The sequence below is a fragment of the Streptomyces sp. NPDC050842 genome (assembly GCF_044456565.1).
Lineage (GTDB): Bacteria > Actinomycetota > Actinomycetes > Streptomycetales > Streptomycetaceae > Streptomyces.
In genome coordinates this window covers 103,236-124,102 of record NZ_JBITGA010000003.1, presented here as the reverse complement: position 1 = coordinate 124,102, position 20,867 = coordinate 103,236, and the positions used below count along the sequence as shown (strand labels likewise).

At 71.5% G+C, this 20,867-nt stretch carries 19 protein-coding genes; 8 read left to right on the top strand and 11 right to left on the bottom strand.

The annotated features are described in order from the left end of the window. Positions 1-60: 60 nt before the first annotated feature. The 3 genes from ACIBG6_RS09740 to clpS form a co-directional block, all read right to left on the bottom strand. Positions 61-1,497, bottom strand: a complete 1,437-nt coding sequence (locus ACIBG6_RS09740; protein ID WP_399222053.1) for an amino acid permease — start codon at positions 1,495-1,497, stop codon at positions 61-63. Between the two features lie 323 nt (positions 1,498-1,820). Continuing rightward, complete coding sequence (locus ACIBG6_RS09735) at positions 1,821-2,402, bottom strand: DUF2017 domain-containing protein (RefSeq protein WP_329623218.1); 582 nt, start codon at positions 2,400-2,402, stop codon at positions 1,821-1,823. Beyond that, positions 2,402-2,707: an ATP-dependent Clp protease adapter ClpS gene (gene clpS, locus ACIBG6_RS09730; protein WP_024756388.1), complete on the bottom strand. Its 306-nt coding sequence runs from the start codon at positions 2,705-2,707 to the stop codon at positions 2,402-2,404. Before clpS ends, ACIBG6_RS09735 begins: the two co-directional genes overlap by 1 nt. A 100-nt stretch (positions 2,708-2,807) precedes the next feature. Here clpS and ACIBG6_RS09725 point away from each other — a divergent pair, with 100 nt between their 5' ends. Together ACIBG6_RS09725 and ACIBG6_RS09720 are read left to right on the top strand one after the other, a co-directional pair. Then, positions 2,808-4,136: a nicotinate phosphoribosyltransferase gene (locus ACIBG6_RS09725; RefSeq protein ID WP_399222052.1), complete on the top strand. Its 1,329-nt coding sequence runs from the start codon at positions 2,808-2,810 to the stop codon at positions 4,134-4,136. Between the two features lie 89 nt (positions 4,137-4,225). Further along, complete coding sequence (locus tag ACIBG6_RS09720; protein WP_399222051.1) at positions 4,226-4,822, top strand: isochorismatase family protein; 597 nt, start codon at positions 4,226-4,228, stop codon at positions 4,820-4,822. An 83-nt stretch (positions 4,823-4,905) separates the two neighbouring features. Here ACIBG6_RS09720 and ACIBG6_RS09715 read toward each other — a convergent pair whose 3' ends face one another. Both ACIBG6_RS09715 and ACIBG6_RS09710 read right to left on the bottom strand, forming a co-directional pair. After that, positions 4,906-5,217 (bottom strand): hypothetical protein, encoded by a 312-nt coding sequence (locus ACIBG6_RS09715; protein WP_024756391.1) that lies wholly within the window; start codon positions 5,215-5,217, stop codon positions 4,906-4,908. A gap of 122 nt (positions 5,218-5,339) precedes the next feature. Further along, positions 5,340-7,775 carry an immune inhibitor A domain-containing protein gene (locus ACIBG6_RS09710; protein WP_399222050.1) on the bottom strand — a complete coding sequence of 812 codons (2,436 nt, stop codon included), beginning with the start codon at positions 7,773-7,775 and terminating at the stop codon, positions 5,340-5,342. A gap of 327 nt (positions 7,776-8,102) precedes the next feature. Here ACIBG6_RS09710 and ACIBG6_RS09705 point away from each other — a divergent pair, with 327 nt between their 5' ends. Beyond that, complete coding sequence (locus ACIBG6_RS09705) at positions 8,103-8,453, top strand: hypothetical protein (RefSeq protein ID WP_399222049.1); 351 nt, start codon at positions 8,103-8,105, stop codon at positions 8,451-8,453. A 4-nt stretch (positions 8,454-8,457) separates the two neighbouring features. Here the strand turns inward: ACIBG6_RS09705 and ACIBG6_RS09700 are convergent, their stop codons facing one another. Further along, positions 8,458-9,195 (bottom strand): RDD family protein, encoded by a 738-nt coding sequence (locus ACIBG6_RS09700; RefSeq protein ID WP_399222048.1) that lies wholly within the window; start codon positions 9,193-9,195, stop codon positions 8,458-8,460. Between the two features lie 116 nt (positions 9,196-9,311). Continuing rightward, positions 9,312-10,844, bottom strand: a complete 1,533-nt coding sequence (locus tag ACIBG6_RS09695) for an RDD family protein (RefSeq protein WP_399222047.1) — start codon at positions 10,842-10,844, stop codon at positions 9,312-9,314. Between the two features lie 348 nt (positions 10,845-11,192). Between ACIBG6_RS09695 and ACIBG6_RS09690 the strand changes: the two genes are divergently transcribed. Then, positions 11,193-11,684 (top strand): SsgA family sporulation/cell division regulator, encoded by a 492-nt coding sequence (locus ACIBG6_RS09690; protein ID WP_399222046.1) that lies wholly within the window; start codon positions 11,193-11,195, stop codon positions 11,682-11,684. Positions 11,685-11,713: 29 nt separating this feature from the next. On the opposite strand, the gene ACIBG6_RS09685 is transcribed toward ACIBG6_RS09690, so the two are convergent. After that, positions 11,714-13,081 carry an FAD-binding oxidoreductase gene (locus ACIBG6_RS09685; RefSeq protein ID WP_399222045.1) on the bottom strand — a complete coding sequence of 456 codons (1,368 nt, stop codon included), beginning with the start codon at positions 13,079-13,081 and terminating at the stop codon, positions 11,714-11,716. Positions 13,082-13,179: 98 nt separating this feature from the next. Here ACIBG6_RS09685 and ACIBG6_RS09680 point away from each other — a divergent pair, with 98 nt between their 5' ends. Then, positions 13,180-14,727, top strand: coding sequence for a hypothetical protein (locus ACIBG6_RS09680; RefSeq protein ID WP_399222044.1), 1,548 nt, complete (start codon positions 13,180-13,182; stop codon positions 14,725-14,727). Between the two features lie 115 nt (positions 14,728-14,842). Here ACIBG6_RS09680 and hppD read toward each other — a convergent pair whose 3' ends face one another. Continuing rightward, complete coding sequence (gene hppD, locus ACIBG6_RS09675; RefSeq protein WP_399222043.1) at positions 14,843-15,988, bottom strand: 4-hydroxyphenylpyruvate dioxygenase; 1,146 nt, start codon at positions 15,986-15,988, stop codon at positions 14,843-14,845. A gap of 121 nt (positions 15,989-16,109) precedes the next feature. Between hppD and ACIBG6_RS09670 the strand changes: the two genes are divergently transcribed. The 3 genes from ACIBG6_RS09670 to ACIBG6_RS09660 all read left to right on the top strand — a co-directional run bounded on the left by ACIBG6_RS09670 (position 16,110) and on the right by ACIBG6_RS09660 (position 18,954). Beyond that, complete coding sequence (locus tag ACIBG6_RS09670; RefSeq protein ID WP_399222042.1) at positions 16,110-16,577, top strand: Lrp/AsnC family transcriptional regulator; 468 nt, start codon at positions 16,110-16,112, stop codon at positions 16,575-16,577. 118 nt (positions 16,578-16,695) lie between these two features. Next, positions 16,696-17,271, top strand: a complete 576-nt coding sequence (locus tag ACIBG6_RS09665) for an ArsR/SmtB family transcription factor (protein ID WP_399222041.1) — start codon at positions 16,696-16,698, stop codon at positions 17,269-17,271. Positions 17,272-17,487: 216 nt separating this feature from the next. Next, positions 17,488-18,954 (top strand): MFS transporter, encoded by a 1,467-nt coding sequence (locus ACIBG6_RS09660; protein ID WP_399222040.1) that lies wholly within the window; start codon positions 17,488-17,490, stop codon positions 18,952-18,954. On the opposite strand, the gene ACIBG6_RS09655 is transcribed toward ACIBG6_RS09660, so the two are convergent. Next, entirely contained in the window at positions 18,887-19,681 is a 795-nt protein-coding gene (locus tag ACIBG6_RS09655; RefSeq protein ID WP_399222039.1) for a S16 family serine protease, read from the bottom strand. The two genes, ACIBG6_RS09660 and ACIBG6_RS09655, sit on opposite strands and share 68 nt — an antisense overlap. A gap of 9 nt (positions 19,682-19,690) precedes the next feature. After that, positions 19,691-20,845, bottom strand: a complete 1,155-nt coding sequence (locus ACIBG6_RS09650; protein ID WP_399222038.1) for an acetylhydrolase — start codon at positions 20,843-20,845, stop codon at positions 19,691-19,693. Between the last annotated feature and the right edge of the window lie 22 nt (positions 20,846-20,867).

The window sequence follows — 20,867 nt, the reverse complement described above, 5'->3', positions numbered from 1 at the left end:
GACGGGCCGTCCCGTACCGAGGAGTGGTACGGGACGGCCCGGATGCTGGACAGAAGCCTGTCAGGAGCGCTTGGCGAAGGCCGCGCCCTCGGGGTTGCGGGACTTCAGGACCAGGTACGAGACGGCGAGGATCAGGCCCCACACCGGCGCGCCGTAGAGCGCGACCCGGTTGCCCGCGTCCATGGCCATGGTCACGACGACCATGGCGATGAAGGCGAGCGAGAAGACGCTGAGCCAGATGCCACCGGGCGCCTTGAACGACGACTGCGGCACCTCACCCCGGTCGGCCTTGAGGCGGTAGCGGATCTGGCAGATCAGGATGACGATCCAGGCCCACATGCCGGAGATGGTGGCGAAGGAGACGACGTAGTTGAACGCCTCGCCGGGCCACTGGTAGTTGATCCAGACGCCGACCATCATCAGCGCGGCCGAGACCGTGGTGCCGATCAGCGGAGTGCCGGACTTGGTCAGCTTGGTGAAGGCCTTCGGGCCCTGGCCGTTGAGCGCGAGGTCGCGCAGCATGCGGCCGGTGGAGTACATGCCCGAGTTGCAGGAGGAGAGGGCCGCGGTCAGCACGACGAAGTTGACGATGGCGGCACCGACGCCGAGGCCCATCTTCTCGAAGGCGGCGACGAACGGGCTGACGCCCGGCTGGAACTCGGTCCACGGGACGACCGACAGGATCATGATCAGCGCGCCGACGTAGAAGACCGCGATGCGCCACGGGACGGTGTTGATCGCCTTGGGCAGGACCGTCTTCGGGTCCTTGGACTCGCCGGCGGTGACGCCGACCAGCTCGACCGCGAGGAACGCGAACATGACCATCTGGAGGGTCATCAGGGTCGAGAAGATGCCGTCCTTGCCGGCGAAGAAGCCGCCGAGGTCCCACAGGTGGGTGACGGAGGCGGTGTCGCCGGCGTCGGAGAAGCCGAGGGTGAGGATGCCGGCGCAGATCAGGATCATGCCGATGATCGCGGTGACCTTGACCATGGAGAACCAGAACTCCAGCTCACCGAAGAGCTTCACGGAGATCAGGTTGGCGCCGTAGAGGATGACGGTGAAGACGAGCGCCGAGATCCACTGCGGGATGTCCCACCAGTACGTCATGTAGGTGGCGGCGGCGGTGACCTCGGTGATGCCGGTGACGACCCAGAAGAGCCAGTACGTCCAGCCGGTCGCGAAGCCCGCGAACGGGCCGATGAACTCGCGGGCGTACTCGGAGAAGGAGCCCGACACCGGGCGGTACATGAGGAGCTCGCCGAGCGCCCGCATGATGAAGAAGATGACGAGGCCCGCGACGGCGTACGCGAGGATCAGGCTCGGTCCCGCGATGGAGATGCCCTTGCCCGCGCCGAGGAACAGACCGGTGCCGATGGCGCCGCCGATCGCGATCATCTGGATCTGGCGGGCGCCGAGTGCCCGGTGGTAACCCTCGCCCGATGCGGAGTCCTCGGCCTCATTGCCGTCGTGCTGCTTGTCGACCTGCACTGAGGTCATGGTGGTGCGCCTTTCTCCATGCTGATCCGCGCGACTGCGAGTGAGTCTGCTGCGGATCAGGTCCTGATCCCCCCGGATGTGGAATGGAGTGCCACCGGCGGTCAGCCGGCCGAAGCGCCCTCGGGAACATGGGTGGCGTCCCCGAGCGGTCGTGAAGATTTATCACGCGGCGGGGGGTGATCGACGAGGGCGCGTGTGGCACAGGCCACACGAAAAGGCGGACAAAAGGGACTCAAGAGAGCAAGGGCGGACGCTCTGATAACGCATTCGTTATCCGGATTTGAGCGTCCGCTGAGCGAACACCGCGTACTGCCGCGGTGTCGCTACGGCATCAGGGTCTCGACGAGGGACTCCTGGAGCGCGCCCAGCCAGAGGTACGCCATCACCATCGGCTTGCGCGGGTCGGAGTCCGGCAGCCGGTACAGCTGCTCGCTCTCCTCGTCCTTGACCTCCAGGCGGGTCCCGATGGTCAGCCGGAGGTCGTTGAGCGCGCCGAGCCAGGCCCGGGACTCGTCCTGGGTCAGCTTCAGGACGGCCCCGCCCTCGCCCGCCGATTCGCCGGCGAGGGAGTCCAGCGCGCGCACGACGACGAGGGCGTCCTCGCGCTTGCGGGCCCGCAGGTCGTTCTCGGTGTAGCGGCGGAAGTCGGCGGCGGACGCCCGCAGGTCCTCGCTCTCGTCCCCGTACGCGTCGGGGAAGAGGCGCCGGAGCGCGGGGTCGGACGGGGGCTCGCTCGGGCCCTCGGCGAAGAGCGCCGCCAGTGGGTCGGCGTCGGCCGCGGGCTCGTCACCGGGGCCGATCAACTCCATCAGCTGGACGGCGAGGGAGCGGAGGATGGAGATCTCGACGTCGTCGAGCGCGACGGCCGCGCCGCCGCCGGGCAGGTTCTCGAAACGCCCGGCCATCAGAAGCGGTCCTGGGAGAGGGTCGCCCAGAGGCCGTAGCCGTGCATCGCCTGCACGTCCCGCTCCATCTCCTCGCGGGTGCCGGCGGAGACGACCGCCTTCCCCTTCTCGTGCACGTCGAGCATCAGCTTGTGCGCCTTGCCTTTGGAGTAACCGAAGTACGACTGGAAGACGTAGGTCACATAGCTCATCAGGTTGACCGGATCGTTGTGCACGAGGGTCACCCAGGGCACGTCCGGTTCGACGACCGCGGAGACCTCCTCGGCCGATTCCGTACGTTCGATCTCAATAGGCGCGACGCTCACTCACCCCATGCTGCCACTCCGAGGGGTCCGTCGCACAAACGGGTCACCCGTACCGCCCCCTATTCGTCACTCTGACGATTTCTGCGCTAGCATCGCTGACATGAACGCTGCGGACCTTGGGCTGCCGGTGGACGTGCCGTCGACCGCGCTCTTCACCGATCAGTACGAACTGACCATGCTCCAGGCGGCCCTGCGGGGCGGCACCGCCGACCGGCACTCGGTCTTCGAGGTCTTCACCCGGCGGCTGCCCGAGGGGCGCCGCTACGGCGTCCTCGCGGGTGTCGGCCGGGTCCTTGACGCCGTCGAGAACTTCCGCTTCGACCCCGCCGTCCTGGGCTTCCTGCGCGAGCACGGCATCGTCGACGAGCCGACCCTGGAGTGGCTGGCCGGATACCGCTTCTCCGGCGACATCTGGGGGTATCCGGAGGGCGAGGTGTACTTCCCCGGCTCGCCCGTCCTGCGGGTCGAGGGCTCCTTCGCCGAGTGCGTGCTCCTGGAGACCGTGATCCTCTCGATCCTCAACCACGACTCGGCGATCGCGGCCGCCGCCTCCCGCATGTCGGCCGCGGCCGGCGGGCGCCGCCTGATCGAGATGGGCGCCCGGCGCACCCACGAGCTGGCGGCCGTCGCCGCCTCCCGCGCCGCGTACGTCGGCGGCTTCGACTCCACCTCGGACCTCGCCGCCGGCTTCCGCTACGGCATCCCGACCGTCGGCACCTCCGCCCACGCCTTCACCCTGCTCCACGACAGCGAGCGCGACGCCTTCCAGGCCCAGGTCGAGACCCTCGGACGGGGTACGACCCTGCTCGTCGACACGTACGACGTGACCGAGGCCGTCCGTACCGCCGTCGAGGTGGCGGGGCCCGAGCTCGGCGCCGTCCGCATCGACTCGGGCGACCTGCTGCTCGTCGCGCACCGGGTGCGTGCGCAGCTCGACGAGCTGGGCGCGCGGGACACGAAGATCGTCGTCACCTCGGACCTCGACGAGTACGCCATCGCCTCGCTCGCGGCGGCGCCGGTGGACGCGTACGGGGTGGGCACACAGCTGGTCACCGGCAGCGGCCACCCGACCTGCTCCATGGTCTACAAGCTGGTCGCCCGGGCCGGCTCGGCCGACCCCAAGGCGCCCCTGGTGCCGGTCGCGAAGAAGTCCCTGGGCGGCAAGGCCTCGGTCGGCGGGCGCAAGTGGGCCGCCCGGCGGCCCGACGCGACCGGTGTCGCCGAGACGGAGGTCGTGGGCACGGGACCGGTCCCGCCGGAGCTCGTCGACCACCAGCTCCTGGTCGAGCTGGTCAAGGGCGGCGTGGTGGTGGCCCGGGAGCCGCTGGAGGCCGCCAGGTCCCGGCACATCGAGGCCCGCTCCGGCCTGCCGATGTCGGCGATCCAGCTCTCGCGCGGCGAGCCGGTGCTGCCGACGGAGTACGTCTAGGAACGCCTGAAGGCTTGCCCCCTCCCCTGGGGAGGGGGAAGTCTCTAGGCTCGATCCCACCCCTATCCGACGCGCTAAGGACACCCGCCATGCACCGCGCATTGATCGTTGTGGACGTTCAGAACGACTTCTGCGAGGGCGGCAGCCTCGCGGTGACGGGCGGCGCGGACGTCGCCGCGGCCATCACCGACCTGGTCGGCCAGACGGCGGGCTCGTCCTACCGGTACGTCGTCGCCACCCGCGACCACCACGTCGACCCGGGCGCGCACTTCGCACCGGAGGGCGAGCAGCCGGACTACGTCACCTCCTGGCCGGTGCACTGCGTGGCCGGCACGGAGGGCGTCGGCTTCCACCCGAACTTCGCGCCCGCCGTCGCCAGCGGGGCGATCGACTCGGTCTTCGACAAGGGCGCCTACGACGCGGCGTACAGCGGCTTCGAGGGGCTGGACGAGAACGGGCGGACGCTCGCGGAGTGGCTGCGGGAGCGGGACGTCACCGAGGTCGACGTGGTGGGCATCGCCACCGACCACTGCGTCCGGGCGACGGCCCTGGACGCGGCGCGGGAGGGTTTCCGGACCCATGTGCTGCTGGAGCTGACGGCCGGGGTCGCGAAGGCGACGACGGCGAAGGCCCTGGAGGAGCTGCGGACGGCCGGGGTCGAGCTGACGGGCGAGCCGGTGGTGTGAGACGCGTGCACCCGGCGGTGTGAGACGCGTGCACCCGGCGGCGTGGGACCCGTGCACCGGCGGCGTGGGACCCGTGCGGTGCTCTACGCCGCGGGCTCCTTCGGGAGCGTGCGGACCGGGTGCCAGAGTTCCTGGGCTGCGCCGGGCGCGGATCTCCAGAGGAGGCCGTCCGGGTGGTGCAGGACGGCCGTGATCTCGTCCGGCGTGGGCGGCTCGCTGTTGCCGCGGAGGTAGACCGCGCGCAGGCCGAGGTTCCGCAGCCGGGTCAGGGCGCGGGCACGGTTGGCGGCGTGGACCAGGAAGCGGACCGAGGCCCCGTCGCGGGCCGGGCTGGGCAGCCCTATCGCGACGACCACACTGCCTCCCGGCAACTTGCAGAACCCTCCGTTGGGCATGCGGAACCACTCCCCCGTGGGTCAGATGTCAATAAGAATTGCGTCAGACGCACCTAAACACGATCGGCCGCCGCCCGCTAGGGGGCGACGGCCGATCATGGTTTGACCTGCAGTTTTACCGATTACTTGGTGGACGGACCCACCTGGACCGTGATCGTCTGGCCGTTCTTCGGCTCCTTGACGACCTGGATCTTGGTGTTGGTGTCAGTTACCTGCACACCGGCCCGCTCGGTCTCCTGGTACCAGTAGGTGCCCTTGCGGTCGTCGAAGACCGGGTTGCCCGGCTGCGACTTGATCCACACCGGGACGTCCGCCTTGTGGAGCTTGAGGGCGTCGGTCCGGTAGGTGCCGAAGGTGGAGTCGTACGCCTGGACGCGGTTGCGCATCAGGGTGCCGTCGGTCCACTTCAGCGGGGTGGCGTGGGCGTCGACCGGAAGGATCAGGCCCTTGCCCGGGTGGACGGCCGTGTTGTTGTCCTTCTGGGAGAGGTCCCACTTCCAGACGAGCAGGCCGTTCTGGTACGGGTAGTGCTCGACCCAGCTGGACTTCTCACCCGCGAAACCGAAGTTGTACGGGCCGACCTTGAGGGTCTGGTCGTACGAGACGTACTGGCGGTTCTCCGCGATGTAGTACTGCTCGTACTCCTTCGTGAAGCCCTTGCCGACGCGCGAGAAGCCCTTCGCCACCCAGCCGTTGTCACCGTTCTCGGCGTTGTCCGAGAAGAGGGTGGCACCGTCCGCGGTCAGCGTGATGGCGTCGGCGGTGAAGCCCTTGCCGCCCGCGCCGCCGTCCGTCTGGTAGCGGAAGCGGAGGTCGACCTTCTTGCCCGCGTAGGCGTCGAGGCCGTAGACGAGCTTCTTGTGCTTCTCCGAGACGTCGGTCAGCGCCGGGGCGCCGCTCGCGTCGCGCGGGAGGGCCACGCCGTCGGCGGTGCCGTCCAGGGCCGTCCAGTTGGCGCCGCCGTCGGTCGACACCTCGGTGTAGAGGTAGTCGTAGTCGAGCTCGATGTCGTACCAGCCCTGGAGCTCCAGGGAGGCGGACGTCTTGCCCGTGAGGTCGACGGAGCGGGTCAGGGTGTTCTTGAGGTCGTCACCCATGTTGCTCCACCACTGCGTGGCACCCTCGGCGGGCGCGACGACATCGGTGGTGACCTGCTTCTTCGGCAGCTCGACGACGAGCGCCTGCGGGTTCTTGGTGTTGTACTCGGCCACACCCAGCTTGTGGGTGGACTTCGTCCCGCGCTGCTCGTTGCTCACCTTGGTGTAGTTGAGCCAGCCGAGCTGGAGCTTGTCCCAGGAGTTCATGTCGCCGGGCAGGTCGCCGATGGCGTCCTTGCCGCGGCCGAGCCAGGAACCGGACGACATGAGCGACCAGAAACCGGTCGAGTTCTCGGCGCCCTTGAGGCCCGAGGTGTCGTACAGGTCCGGCAGGCCGAGGTCGTGGCCGTACTCGTGCGCGAAGACGCCGAGGCCGCCGTTCTCGGGCTGCATCGTGTAGTCGCCGACCCAGATGCCGGAGTCGCCGATCTGCGTGCCGCCGGCCTTGTTGTTCGACGGGCCGGTCTTGCCCGCGTTGGTGCCGTAGGCGTACCAGCGGTGGGCCCACAGGGCGTCGCCGCCCTGGGCGCCGCCGCCCGCCGACTCGTCCTCGCCCGCGTGGACGATCTGGAAGTGGTCGATGTAGCCGTCGGGCTCGTTGAAGTTGCCGTCGGCGTCGAAGTCGTACCGGTCCCACTTGTCGTACTCGGCCATGTCGGCCTTGATCTGGGCGTCGGTACGGCCCTTGGCCTTCTGGTCGGCGACGAAGGCGGTGACGCCGTCGCGGACCGCGTCCCAGACGTTGGAGCAGTTGCTGTTGCCGCAGTAGTTCGAGCCGTAACGGGCCTCGTTGTACTCGACCTTGACCCAGTCGGAGACGCCGCCCTCGACCGAGTAACGGCCGGACGAGGTCTTCTCCATGTAGGTCTTCAGCGACTGCTTGGGCTGTCCCTTGGCGTCCTTGCCGGTGCCGAAGTACAGGTCCTGGAAGTGCTGCTGGTTGTAATCCGCCTGCCAGGCCGTGGAGTTGTCGTTCGCACGGTCCGGCTCGGCTATCTGGTTGTGCAGCGGGCCGGGCTCGCCGCCGAACTTCGGCTTCGGCTCGGTCGTGTCGTCGTCGGCGCGGTCGACCAGGGTGGTGGTGTCCACCTTGTCGCCGAACTCGACGAGGATCGTGAAGATCTTGTCGGTCTTCTCGCGGCCGAGCTCGACGTACTTCTTGCTGTCGAGCTTGACCACCTGGGAGCCGCCACGGCGCTCGACCTGGGCCTCGCCGCTCAGCACCTGCTCCAGGGCGGCCTTGCGCTGCTGCGCCTGCTGCTCGCTGAACGGCCCCTCGAGGTCGTGGTCGACGGCCGTCTTGTCGATCCCGGCGCCGGGCGCCGGGTCGTGGCGGACGTCGACGGACGTCACGCCGTTGCTGTCGGCCCAAGCGGTGGAGAAGGTCGAGGCGGTGGCGGCGGTGGCCGCGAGCGCCACGACGACTGCGGACGCTCTGATCGCCCGTCGTCTGTTGGTCACTTGATGTAGTCCTCCCCGGCGCCCACGCATCCGGACTGAGGTGGGGAGTCCGTCCAGCGGGGTCGCGCGTCACAAGTGACGACATTTGACCGGAGTGGCGCAAGAAAAGACAGATCTTGACTTGCACAGACCAACTGCACTATGTGGGATCGGATTTCCGATAATCGGGCGTCCAGCAGGCGCATCCCCGCCGGTGGTTGGGGGTCGCGTGACTCCGTGCGCCCCCTGTGCATCGGCACGGTGGGTTAGGTCACGCTTACCACTGGTTCCCTCCGGGCATCCACCGTCATAGAGTCGAACCGATGTCCTGAGGGGGCGGTACCTGTCATGCAGCGACCGAACGCCGCACAACTCGCCTACGGTTCGGCCACCGTCGCCCTCGCGACCGTCGCCCTGCTGTTGCTCTCCCGTACGACGACGACCCTCGGGATCGCGGCGATCTGCGCCGCGGGCCTGCTGCTCGGCATTCTCGTGGCGGTGACGATGCCGGTGCGGGCGAGGTCCGTCAAGACCTCCGCGCCGCCGGTTCCGGCGACGCCTCCGCCGGCTTCCCCCGCTCTCGCCACCCCCTCCGCCCCTTCCGCCCCTTCCGCCCCTTCCGCCCCCGGGAACGAAGAGATCCGGATACCGGCCGCGCGTCGCGTGGGCGCGGGCGCCGATACCCGGATCGGTTCGTAGGTCCTCAGACGGCGGTGACGACCACCGTCTTCGCCGCCTTGTCGTGCAGGCCCTGCTTGTAGGGCTTGTCGACCAGGATGAGGATCAGCAGGAGCAGCGGCCACAGGCAGGCGCAGCAGATCAGCGCGGGCAGCCACAGCACGATGGCCCTCAGCAGCGACTGGCTCATCGGGGGCGTCGTGCCGTCGTTGAGCATCGCCACCCGGAGCTTCAGCAGCTTCTTGCCGAGCGTCTGGCCGTTCTTGGCCACCATCACCGTGTCGTAGGCGACGTACGCGACGATCGTGATGAGCTGGAAGATCAGCTGACTGCCGCCGTTGAGGCTGTTGACCGTGTCGCCGAAGTCGTTGCCGTCCTCGGTCGCCCGGCTGTAGATGTCGAACGGGATGCCGATGATCGCCAGCGGCACCGCGACGATGAACCAGTCGATCACGCGGGCCAGGATGCGCCGGCCGGACTCGGCGAGCGGCGGCATCCCGGAGAGCGGATCGGTCCCTCCGTAGCCACCGCCGTATCCGCTCCCGTACGGGGGCGGCGGGGGCGGGGGCATGTTGTCGTACGGGGAACCGGGCGGGGGCCCGTAGGGGTTCTCGGGCGGCGGCCCGCCCGGAGGCGGCGGCTCCGGCGGGGGCGTTCCGTCGGGCGGCGGCTGGCCGGCGGAGGGCGGTGTGGGCTCCTGCGGCCTCTTGAGGAACGGGTCCTCCTCGGGCGGCTGGCCGGGCGGCGGCTGGTCGGTGCTCATGGGGGCAGTGCATCCCGGGGGCGACCACCCCGCAAGGAATCATCGCCCGTTCGGGGGACCGCCCCCGAACGGGCGTCAGCCGTCCTGCCCATCGCGGTCCGTGGACCGCGTCCTGCCTAGCGTGCGACGAAGGTGCGGGCCGCCTTGTCGTGCCAGCACTGACGCCAGGGGCGGTCGAAGAGGCACCACAGGACGTTGAAAACGCCGATGACGAGGAGCCCGAGGACGCTGTAGACGAGCCAGCGCCGCAGGGCCGCGCCGAATCGCGGCGGCTGGTGCGACTCGATGTCCCGCACCTCGAGCCCGCACAGCTTCTTGCCCAGGGTCCGCCCCCACTTGGCGGTGGGCAGCGCCTCGTACAGGATGCCGATCACGAACAGCGAGGCGAGCACGATGCCGAACTGCACGGACGTCGTCGAGTCCAGGAGCCAGACCTGGACGGTGGTGCCGGACTGCTTGGCCGCCTCGATCTTGCCGTCGATGTGGTCGAGGGCGGCGGTGACGAAGGGGACGGCCGCGGCGCCGACGAGCGCGCCCAGGACGGCGGTGTCGATCAGCCGGGCCAGCAGGCGCCTGCCGAGCCCCGCGGGGCGCGCGGAGGCCTGGGCGCGGGCCGCCTGCTGGAACACGTCCTCGACCGGCGGCTTCCACGGCAGAACCGGCTGCTGCTGCTCTTGCTGCTGCTGTTCCTGGGGCTGGGGCTGGGGCTGAGGTCGGGGCTGCGCTTGGACCTGCGGCTGCGGCTGCTGTGCCCAGGAAGGCGCGGCGGGGGCGGGTGCCTGGGCCGCGGGCTCGGGGGCCGGCTGCGGCGCCGGGGCAGGCGTGGGCGCGGGCGCCGGAGAGGGCGCGGGCGTGGGTACGGGGGTGGGCACGGGGGTGACGGGCATTCCGCCGAGGCGTGCGGCTCCCCCGGTCGACCGGGGGTCCGCCGCCGGGGCAGAAGCCGGGGCGGCCGCGCGGGGCTCGACCGGCTCGCTCGCGCCCGCGACGGGCCACTCGGCCGGGGTGCGCGGGTCGGGGACGACGGGGGCCCGCCGCTGGGGCTGAGGCTGAGCGGGGGCCTGGGCGGGGGCCTGGGCCTCCGGCTGGTCCTGGGGCGCGCCCCAGGCGACCCTCTGGTCGCGTTCGCCACCGAAGCCGGTCTGCCGGGCGGTGTTCGCCTGCCAGGCCGAGGAGGGCTCCGGGGTGGCCGGCTCCTGGTCGAAGTCGTCGAAGAAGACGGGTCCCGTCTCCTCGACCGCCGGTACGGGGGCCGCGGGAAGGGCGGCCGGGACGGGCGCCGCGGCAAGTGCCGGGCTGTGGCCCTGGTTCTGTGCCGCGTGCCGGGCCGCGCCCGGTGCCGCGCTCTGGGCGGGGCTCTGGGCGGGGTTCGGTGCGGGAGCCTGGCTCTGCGCCGGCGCGAGGTTCTCCGCCGCCGCCGGGTAGTGGGCGACCACCGGCGCGGGCGCCGGGCCGGAGGCCAGGATCGGACCCGCGGGGATCGCCCCGGCCGGCGGGTTCGGTGCGCCCTCGCCGTCCTTGGGCGCCGGCCGGCTCGTACCGGGCACCCAGGCGCCCCCGTTCCAGTACCGGATGTACCCGGGAATGGACGGGTCCGGGTAGTACCCCGCCTGCGGTACCTCTCCGCCGCCTCCAGGAGGAGTAGCCACTGCCCCGACTCCGTTCAGTCACAACGCCTTTGATCCCACGGCCGCACCCCCGGGCATGCCGCGCCCAAGGAGGACAGTAACGAAGAACGTCCCCGAGGGAAGAAAGAGCCCACGAGAAAGACCGCCTTCGGGCGACAGAGACCGGAATCGGTCACTCATGGTGATGTTCGGGCCGACGCCTCCGGGGTCTTCGGTGTCCGTGGGTCTGCGGGGCCGGCTGCGGCGGCCTGCGGGGAGCACTCAAAAACTTTCCGAGAAACTTCCCGAAGTCGCGTAATGAGCGGTGTGGACCGCGCTCTCTCCTGGTGAAGGCCCGTCCGGGGCCCCGCCGCGAGAGGACGTACGACCATGCAGAACACCGACAACACCACCGTTGAGCGCGAGCTGGAGCTGAAGCTGGTGCTCTCCCCCGAGCGCGCCGTCCCCGTCCCCGCCCGGCTCGCCTACCGCACCGACGACCCGTACGCCGTCCACATCACCTTCCACGTCGGCTCGGACCACCCGGTCAACTGGACCTTCGCGCGCGAGCTGCTCGTCGAGGGCGTCTTCCGGGCGTGCGGCCACGGCGACGTCCGGATCTGGCCGACGAAGGTGGAGGGCCGCAGCGTCGTCCTGATGGCGCTCTCCTCCCCCGACGGCGACGCCCTGCTCGAAGCGCCCTCCGCGCAGGTGTCCGCCTGGCTGGAGCGGACCCTGCGCGCGGTGCCGCCGGGCACCGAGTCCGAGCGGCTCGGCATGGACGAGGGGCTCGCCGAGATCCTGGCGACCACCGTGATCACCGACGAGCTGTGGCTGCGCGACCCGTGGCCGTCGGACGAGTCGCAGGACGGCGAGCTGTGAGCCGCCGCCTGACGCTCGTACCGGACGTCTCAGAACAGCTTTCCGGGGTTGAGCAGCCCCAGCGGGTCGAAGGTGTGCTTGATCCCGCGCTGGAGTTCGAGGCCGACCGGACCCAACTCCCTGGCCAGCCATTCCTTCTTGAGGACGCCCACGCCGTGCTCGCCGGTGATCGTGCCGCCGAGGGCGAGCCCGAGCGCCATGATCTCGTCGAAGGACTCCCGCGCCCTCCGCGACTCGTCCTCGTCGGCGTGGTCGAAGCAGACGACGGGATGGGTGTTGCCGTCCCCCGCGTGCGCGCAGACGCCGATGGTCAGGTCATATTTCTCCGCGATCGCCGACGTGCCGTCGAGCATCGCGGCCAGCTTCGTCCGCGGCACGCACACGTCGTCGATCATCGTCGCGGACTTGATCGTCTCCAGGGCCGTGAGGGAGAGCCGGCGCGCCTGGAGGAGGAGTTCGGACTCGGCGGTGTCCGCGGCCGGGACGACGTCGGTGGCGCCCGCCGCCGCGCACAGCTCGCCGACGGCGGCCAGATCGGCCGCCGGATCCGGGCTGTCGAAGGCACACAGGAGGAGCGCCTCCGTGGTGTCGGGCAGACCCATGCGCGCCAGCTTGTTGACGGCCTGGACGGTGGTGCGGTCCATGAGTTCGAGCAGCGACGGGGTGTGGCCGCGCTCCATGATCGCGCAGACGGCCTCGCAGGCGGCGGACGCGGAGGGGAACTCGGCGGCGAGCGCGAGCTGGGCCGGGGGCTGCGGCCTGAGCGAGAGCACCGCCCCGACGACGATGCCGAGGCTGCCCTCGGAGCCGACGAAGAGCCTGGTCAGGTCATATCCGGCGACGCCCTTGGCGGTGCGGCGGCCGGTGGTCAGGAGCCGGCCGTCGGCGAGGACGACGTCGAGGCCGAGGACGTACTCGGCGGTGACGCCGTACTTGACGCAGCACAGACCTCCGGAGGCGGTGCCGATGTTCCCGCCGATGGTGCACGTCTCCCAGCTGGAGGGGTCCGGCGGGTAGTACAGGCCGTGTTCGGCGACGGCCCGTGAGAGCACGGCGTTGACGACGCCCGGTTCGACGACGGCGATCCGGTCGACCGGGTTGATCTCCAGGATGCGGTCCATCTTGACCAGGGAGAGCACGATGCAGCCCTCGGAGGCGTTGGCGCCGCCGGACAGGCCCGTGCGGGCTCCCTGGGGGACGACGGGGACGCGGAGTTCGGTCGCCGTCCGCATGACGTGCCGGACCTGTTCGACGGTGCGCGGGAGCACCACGACCGCGGGGGTGCCCGCCGCGCAGAAGCTCGCCATGTCGCGGGAGTAGGAGGCCGTCACGTCCGGGTCGGTGAGGAGCGCCTCGGCGGGTAGCCCGGCGCGCAGCCGCGTCAGAAGATCGTCCATGGGTCCAGCGTGGCACCCGGGGCCATCGGTGTGAACCCGCCGGAGCGGGCGCTTCGTGTGCTCTTCGTACAGGCGCGTACGGGCGCACAGTGAGCGCCATGAAGACCCAGAACGTGTCGAGGGCGGTCCTGGCGGCGGGAGTGGGCGCGGTCCTCGCGGCGACGGCCCTGCTGTACGTCCCCGAGCTCGCCGGCCAGGGGCCGCCTCGCCCGCCCGGCCCGGCGGAGCGGGCGACGATCGCGGCGCACGCCGGCGCGCAGGCCGCGCTGCCGGACCTGGCCGCGCTGATCACCGACCGGGAGAAGTGGCTGCGGGCCCATCCGGACGACGACGCGTCCTGGGCGGTGCTCGGCGCGGCGTACACGGAGCGCGGGACGCGGATCGGTGACGTACGGGACTACCCGAGGGCGGAGCGGGCGCTGAAGCGCTCCCTGGCCGAACGGCCGGCCGCCCGGGGCAACGTGGACGCGCAGCTGGCTCTCGGGGCGCTCGCGGGGGCGCGCGGCGACTGGCGGTCCGCGAAGGAGTGGGGCGAGCGGGTACGGAAGGCGGCGCCGGCGCGCTGGCCCGCGTACCCGGTCCTGATCGACGCGTACAACGGCCTCGGCGACTACGAGGCGGCCGGGAAGGCGGCGGAGAAGCTGGAGGAGCTGCACGCGGGCGCGGTCGTGCGCGCGCGGGCGTCGCTGATGTACCGGAACCGCGGCTGGCGCGAGGACGCCGACGCGGCGGCCCTGGACGCGGCGGCGCTGGCGGAGACGGACGCGGACAAGGCGGCGGCGCTCGCGCGGCTCGGGGACCTGGCGTGGGAGCGGGGCGAGGCGGAGGAGGCCCTCGTCCGGTTCGGGTCGGCGCTGCGGCTCGTACGGGACCACGGGCCGTCGCTCGCGGGGCGTGCGCGGGCGCTCGCGGGCCTGGGCCGTACGGACGAGGCGCTGCGCGACTGGCGGGCGGCGCTGGCCCGGCTGCCGCTGCCGGAGTACGTCCTGGAGGCGGGCGAGCTGTACGAGGCGGTGGGCCTGGAGGGGGACGCGCGGGCGCTGTACGAGCGGTTGCGGACGGGTGCGTGGGTGCGGGCGGAGGTGGCTCTGGGGCTGCTCGACGCGGACCACGGCGCTCCGGCGGCGGCGGTCACGCGGCTGCGGGCGGAGTGGGCGCGCGGGCATCGCTCGGTGGCGGTGGCGGACGCGCTGGGGTGGGCGCTCTACCGGGCCGGGCAGCCGAAGGAGGCACTGGAGTACGCGAAGCGGGCCACGGACGAGGGACTGCGGAGCGCGCTCTTCGCGTACCACCGGGGCGAGATCGAGCGGGCTCTGGAGCTGCCCGGACCGGCCCGCCGCCATCTGGCGGAGGCGCTGCGGACCAACCCGGAGTTCTCCCCGCTGCACGCCCGGCGGGCGGAGCAGGCCCTGACGGCCCTGGGCGAACTGCCCGACGAGCTCCCGAAGGAACTCCGCCCGGAGCCGGCCGCGGAAGCCGCGAAGGCGGCAGGGCCGAGGGAGGCGGCGGGGCCGAAAGAGGCGGCAGGGCCGAAGGAGGAGGCGGGGCCGAAGGACGCGGAGGGCGCGGCGGCGCCCGACGGCGGCGACGCGAAGGCTCCGGGGACCGCGGGGACGGCGGGCTCGGGCGGCGCGGCGCGCGAGTAGTGAGGGCGCCGTCGGAAGCGCTCCCGGCCCACCCCCCGTATGGGCCGGGAGCACATGCGGGAGGGTCCCGGAGCCGGAGCCCCGGAACCCTCCCGCACGGCGATGGTGGCGACGCCTAGAGGTTGCCGCGCTTCTCCTGCTCGCGCTCGATCGCCTCGAACAGGGCCTTGAAGTTGCCCTTGCCGAAGCCCATGGAGCCGTGGCGCTCGATCATCTCGAAGAAGACGGTCGGGCGGTCCTGCACCGGCTTGGTGAAGATCTGCAGCAGGTAGCCGTCCTCGTCGCGGTCGACGAGGATCTTCAGCTCGCGCAGGGTCTCGACGGGCACGCGGGTCTCGCCCGCCCACTCGCCGAGGGTGTCGTAGTACGAGTCGGGGGTGTCGAGGAAGGAGACGCCCGCCGCGCGCATCGCGCGGACCGTGGCGACGATGTCATTGGTGGCGAGGGCGATGTGCTGGACGCCGGCGCCGCCGTAGAACTCCAGGTACTCGTCGATCTGCGACTTCTTCTTCGCGATCGCCGGCTCGTTGATCGGGAACTTCACCTTGAGGGTGCCGTCCGCGACGACCTTCGACATCAGCGCCGAGTACTCGGTCGCGATGTCGTCGCCCACGAACTCCTTCATGTTCGTGAAGCCCATGACCTTGTTGTAGAAGCCGACCCAGTCGTTCATCTTGCCGAGCTCGACGTTGCCGACGCAGTGGTCGATGGCCTGGAAGGTGCGCTTGGCCGGCGGCTCGACGATCGGCTTCGCGGAGACGAAGCCGGGCAGGTACGGGCCGTCGTAGCCGGAGCGCTCGACGAGGGTGTGGCGGGTCTTGCCGTAGGTGGCGATCGCGGCGAGGACGACGGTGCCGTTCTCGTCCTTCAGCTCGTACGGCTCGGTGATGCCGGTGGCGCCGTGCTCGACGGCGTAGGCGTACGCGGCACGGGCGTCCGGCACCTCGATGGCCAGGTCGACGACGCCGTCACCGTGCTCGGCGACGTGGTCGGCGAGGAAGCGGCCCCGGTCGGTCGAGACCTTGATGACGGAGGTGAACACGAAACGGGCGGCGCCGTTGGTGAGCACGTAACTGGCGGTCTCGCGGCTGCCGTTCTCCGGTCCGGAGTAGGCGACGAGCTTCATGCCGAAGGCCGTGGAGTAGTAGTGCGCGGCCTGCTTGGCGTTGCCGACGGCGAAGACGACCGCGTCCATTCCCTTGACCGGGAAGGGATCGGCCTTACGCGCGGTGGAAGGGGTGTGATCGAGGGTCTCAGTCATGGCAGCAATGTCCCGCCGTTCGGCAAGCTGCGCAAGAGTTTGCTGATCTGCTGGTCAATCTGTACAGCGACAGGCGAGTATGGCCGTGCGACTTGTACATCCTGACCATGAGGAGACCGCCGTGGCGATCGATCATTTGGACGGCCGGCTGATCACGCTTCTCGCACGTGAGCCGCGCATAGGGGTCCTGGAGGCCTCCCGGCGCCTCGGAGTGGCGCGCGGGACGGTCCAGGCGCGCCTGGACCGCCTCCAGGAGAGCGGGGTGATCCGCGGTTTCGGGCCGCAGGTGGACCCGGCGGCGCTGGGCTATCCGGTGACGGCCTTCGCGACGCTGGAGATCAAGCAGGGCCAGGGGGCGGACGTGCGGGAGCACCTGGCGACGGTGCCGGAGGTGCTCGAACTGCACACGACGACGGGCCACGGCGACATGCTCTGCCGACTGGTCGCCCGCTCCAACGCCGACCTCCAGCGGGTGATCGACAAGGTGGTCGGCTTCGAGGGGATCATGCGGGCGTCGACGGCGATCGTGATGGAGAACCCGGTGCCGCTGCAGATCATCCCGCTGGTGGAGCAGGCGGCGCAGGAGTAGGGCGGGAGAAAGACGGGAGGAGGGCGAACGCAAAGAAGTTTCTGCAAAAAGGTCCCTGCAAAGAAGAGGATGCAAAGAACCCCTTGCAACCTCTTCTTTGCGACTCTAGGCTTGAGCCATGTCCGAGCCCGAGAAGCATCTGAGCCGCGCCCTGGACCCCCGCTCCCTGCGCGGGCTCGCCCACCCTCTCCGCATCCAGCTGCTGCGCGCCCTGCGCCGCTACGGACCCGCCACCGCCTCCCAACTGGCCGAGCGGCTCGGCGAGTCCAGCGGCGCGACCAGCTATCACCTGCGCCAACTCGCGGCTGTCGGCTTCGTCGAGGACGACCCGACGCTCGGCAAGGGTCGGGAGCGCTGGTGGAGGTCGGCCCAGCAGGGGACGTCCCTGGACGAGACGCTCCACAAGAACCCCGACCCCGAGGTCCAGGGCGCCATCGAGGTCTACCTGTACGAGGTGGCGACCATCCACACGCAAGAGATGAACACGTACATCGGCACCCGGCACGACTGGGACGAGGAGTGGCACGGCGCCTCGGACATGAGTGACTTCACGCTGCGGCTGCCGGCCGAGAAGCTGCGCGAACTGAACGAGAAGGTCCACGAGCTGATCGACACCTACCGCGACACCGCGGACGCGCCGGGCGCCGAGCGCGTACGGGTGCACCTGCACGCGTTCCCCCAGCAAGAGGACTGACGGAAGGAACCACGGAGCCATGCACGCCGACATCCACCTCCAGCTCCACCGGCTACAGGCCGCCGAACTCCACCACGAGGCCGCCGCCTCGGCCCGCGGGCATGCCACCCCGCACACACCCGCCCCCACCCTCCGCGTCCAACTGGGGTGGACGCTCGTCGAGTTAGGGCTCCGCCTGGTCACGCCGGCAGACCGCCGCCCGGCCCCCTTGACCGCATGACCGCTCCGGGGGGACACGAAGCGGGTGCGACGAAGGGCGGCGCGCGCGGCCCGCTGACCACCGTCCTGAGCGCCAACGCCGTCTCGATCACCGGCAATTCACTCACCCTGATCGGCGTCCCGTGGTTCGCGCTCGACACCACGGGCAGCCCCGGCAAAGCGGGGTTCGTCGCCTTCTGCGCGGCCCTCCCCGTCCTCCTCTCCGCGCTCGCCGGCGGCCCGGTCATCGACCGCCTGGGCCGGCGCCGGGTCAGCATCGCCTCCGACCTGGTCTGCGGGCTCGCGCTCGCCACGATCCCGCTGCTGCACCACCTCGGCGTCCTGGAGTTCTGGATGCTGTGCGCGCTGATGGCGGTCAACGGCCTGTGCCACGCGCCCGGCGAGATGGCCCGGCACGTCCTCGTCCCCGACCTCGCGAAGCGCGCCGGGACCCCACTCCCCCGGGCCGCGAGCCTGTACGACGCCGTGGCGCGCGGTGCGCGGATGACGGGCGCCGCGATCGCCGGACTGCTCGTCGCGTTCCTGGGCGCCGACACGGTCCTGCTCCTCGACGCGGCCACCTTCGGCCTCTCCGCGCTGCTGGTCACCGCGGGCCTGCGCGGGGTGCCCTCGGCGGAGCCGATGCGCGACGGACCCCGGCTCTCCCCCGCCCGCTACCGGGCCGACCTGCGCGAGGGGTACGCCTACCTGTTCAGGTCCCGGCTCCTCCTCGGCATCATGATCATGGTGATGGTCACCAACGGCCTGAGCCAGAGCTGGAGTTCCGTCCTCCTGCCGGTCCACGCGCGGGAGGAGCTGAGCGGGCCGGCCGCCCAGGGCCTGCTGGTGGCGGTCTTCGGCGGCTGCGCGCTCGCCGGGGCGCTGCTGTACGGGGCGGTCGGGGCGCGCTTCCCGCGCCGGACCGTGTTCGCGGCGGGGTTCCTCGTCGGCGGCGCCCCGCCGTACGTGGTGGCCGCGCTGACCGACACCACGGCACCGCTGCTCGTGACGATGGCGGCGGCGGGATTCGGCGTCGGCGTCCTCAACCCGATCCTGACGACGGTCATGTACGAGCAGGTCCCGGAGTCGCTGCGCAGCCGGGTCGTGGGCGCGAGTACGGCCGGGGTGCTGCTCACGACCCCGCTCGGGGGTCTGGCGGCCGGGTTCCTGGTCGAGCGGGCGGGGTTGGCGTCGACGCTGCTCGGCATCGGCGCGCTCTACTTCCTCACGACGCTCGCCCCGATGGTGTTCCCGGCCTGGCGGGGGATGGACGTCCAGCCTTCGGGGTCCATACCCGGCGGCGGCGCTCCGACCGCCGACGAGCCGACCGGCTCGGGACCGACGGGCTCAGGACCGACCGGCTCGGGACCGACGGGCACAGGACCGACCGGCTCCGGACCGATCGGCTCCGGACCCGTCAGCAGCTCGGGATCTTCGACTCCTGTCCCTGTTCCAGGGCCCGGAGGGACGCCACGGCGTCGCTGAGTGCCGTGACGGGGACGAGCCGCAGGCCCTTCGGCTGCTCGGCCTCGGCGTCGGAGCACTCCGCCTTCGGTACGAGGAAGACGGTGGCCCCGTCCCGCGCGGCAGCCTGGGTCTTGAGGGACACGCCGCCGACGGCGCCGACCGTGCCGTCCGCCTCGATCGTTCCCGTACCGGCGACGATCCGGCCGCCGGTGAGGTCGCCGCCGTCCCCGTCGCCGTCGAGCTTGTCGACGATGCCGAGGGAGAAGAGCAGCCCGGCGCTGGGCCCGCCGATGTCGGCGAGGTGCAGGGTCACCCTCACCTCCTCGGGGTTCAGCTTGAGGTAGTCGAGGGCGGCGAGGGTCGCCGAGTCCTGGGACTGCTTCATCTGGCCGAGGTTGTGCTTCTCGATCTCGGCGTCGGACTTCCCCGACGGGTAGACGGAGTCGTGCGGCAGGACGGCCCGGTCGGTGCGGAACCAGGCGTCGGCCACGTCCCCGAGGTCGACCTCGGTGGACGGCCCGGTCGCGACGATGGTCGTCATCCGCAGCTGCCCCTCGGTCGGCCGGACCGGGGCGCCGGTGATGGTGATGACCTCACGCCCCTTGTCCTTGCCGAGCACGTCGGCGGTCGTGCCGGGCTGCGCGATCGCGTACGGCAGCGGCGCGAGCCCGACGACGGCGAAGAGCGCGGCGACGGGCAGGGCGCAGAGTGCGAGGGCGCGGGGACGAGAGAGGCTGGAGAGCACGCCCCCAATCTACTGGGACGCGCCCCTCCCCCGGGCCGGGGGCACGGGCGCCGACAGTCGGCGGGCGAAGAAGGACCGCGTCCCGCGCCGCAGGGCGTCGACCGCCGCCGCCGGGTCGGCGGTCCCGATGAGCGCGGCCCTCGCCTCCGCGGTGACGAGCCCGGCGGCCTGGAGCTGGGGGACGAGGAAGGCGTGGTCGGTGAACACCCAGTGGTCGCTGCCGGTCAGCAGGACGCGCCGGGCGGGCAGCCGCTCCCAGGAGCGTTCGAGGCGCTCGACGCCGTCGAAACCGTCCGTGCGGACCATGAGGAGGGGGCGGTCGAAACCGTTCAGCGGGTCCAGGTCGAGGTACCCCTCCAGGTTCGCTCCGGCGGCGAGCCGGTCGTCGGCGGCCAGCGCGTGCACGGCCGCGGTGCCGCCCGCCGAGTGCCCGTAGACACCGACCCTGTCGAGGTCCATGACGGAGGCGAGGGGCAGGCTGCCGAGCCGGTCGAGGACGAAGCGGATGTCCGCGACCCGTGTGTCGATCATGGTGCGGAAGGTCGCCGGGTCCGGGTCCCCGCGCAGGACGGTGACGCGCACGCCGCCAGGGAGCTCCACCTGGCTCGCGTCACCGGGGTGGTCGATCAGGACGACGGTCCGGCCGTGGCTCGCCAGGTCCTCGGCGAGGGTCGTACCGAGGGTGCGGGAGTCGCCGCCGCCGGGGCTGTACAGGAGCACCGGGCGGCGCCCCGGGAGGGCGGGCGCGTCGATGTGCCCGTGGGTGAGGGTCGCGCCCCAGTCGACGGTGCCCGCGGCCGGAAGCCCGGGGCGGACCAGGGGCGCGAGCTCGGCGAAGTACGGGGCCTCGGCCGGGGTGAGCTGCGGGGCGCGCGGGCGGCCGCGGACGGTGCGGGCCGGGTACAGGACGGTGATCTTGACCTCCCGTACGCCGGTCCCGGGCACCCAGGGGTCGTCGCGGGAGGTGTCGGTCAGGACGAAGGTGCGCAGGCCCACGGGGTGGGGGCCGGTCGGCGCGGGCAGGCGGAGGACGGCCGGCTCGCCGGCGCGCGCGGCGGGCCGGGCGGTCGCGCGGGCGGCGGCGGGGCCGAGCAGGATGGCGGCGGCCGCGAGGAGGGCGCCCTTGGCGGCGGTGCGGCGGCCGGGTGCGGGGTGCTGGGTCATGCACGGCATCCTTGGGTGGGAC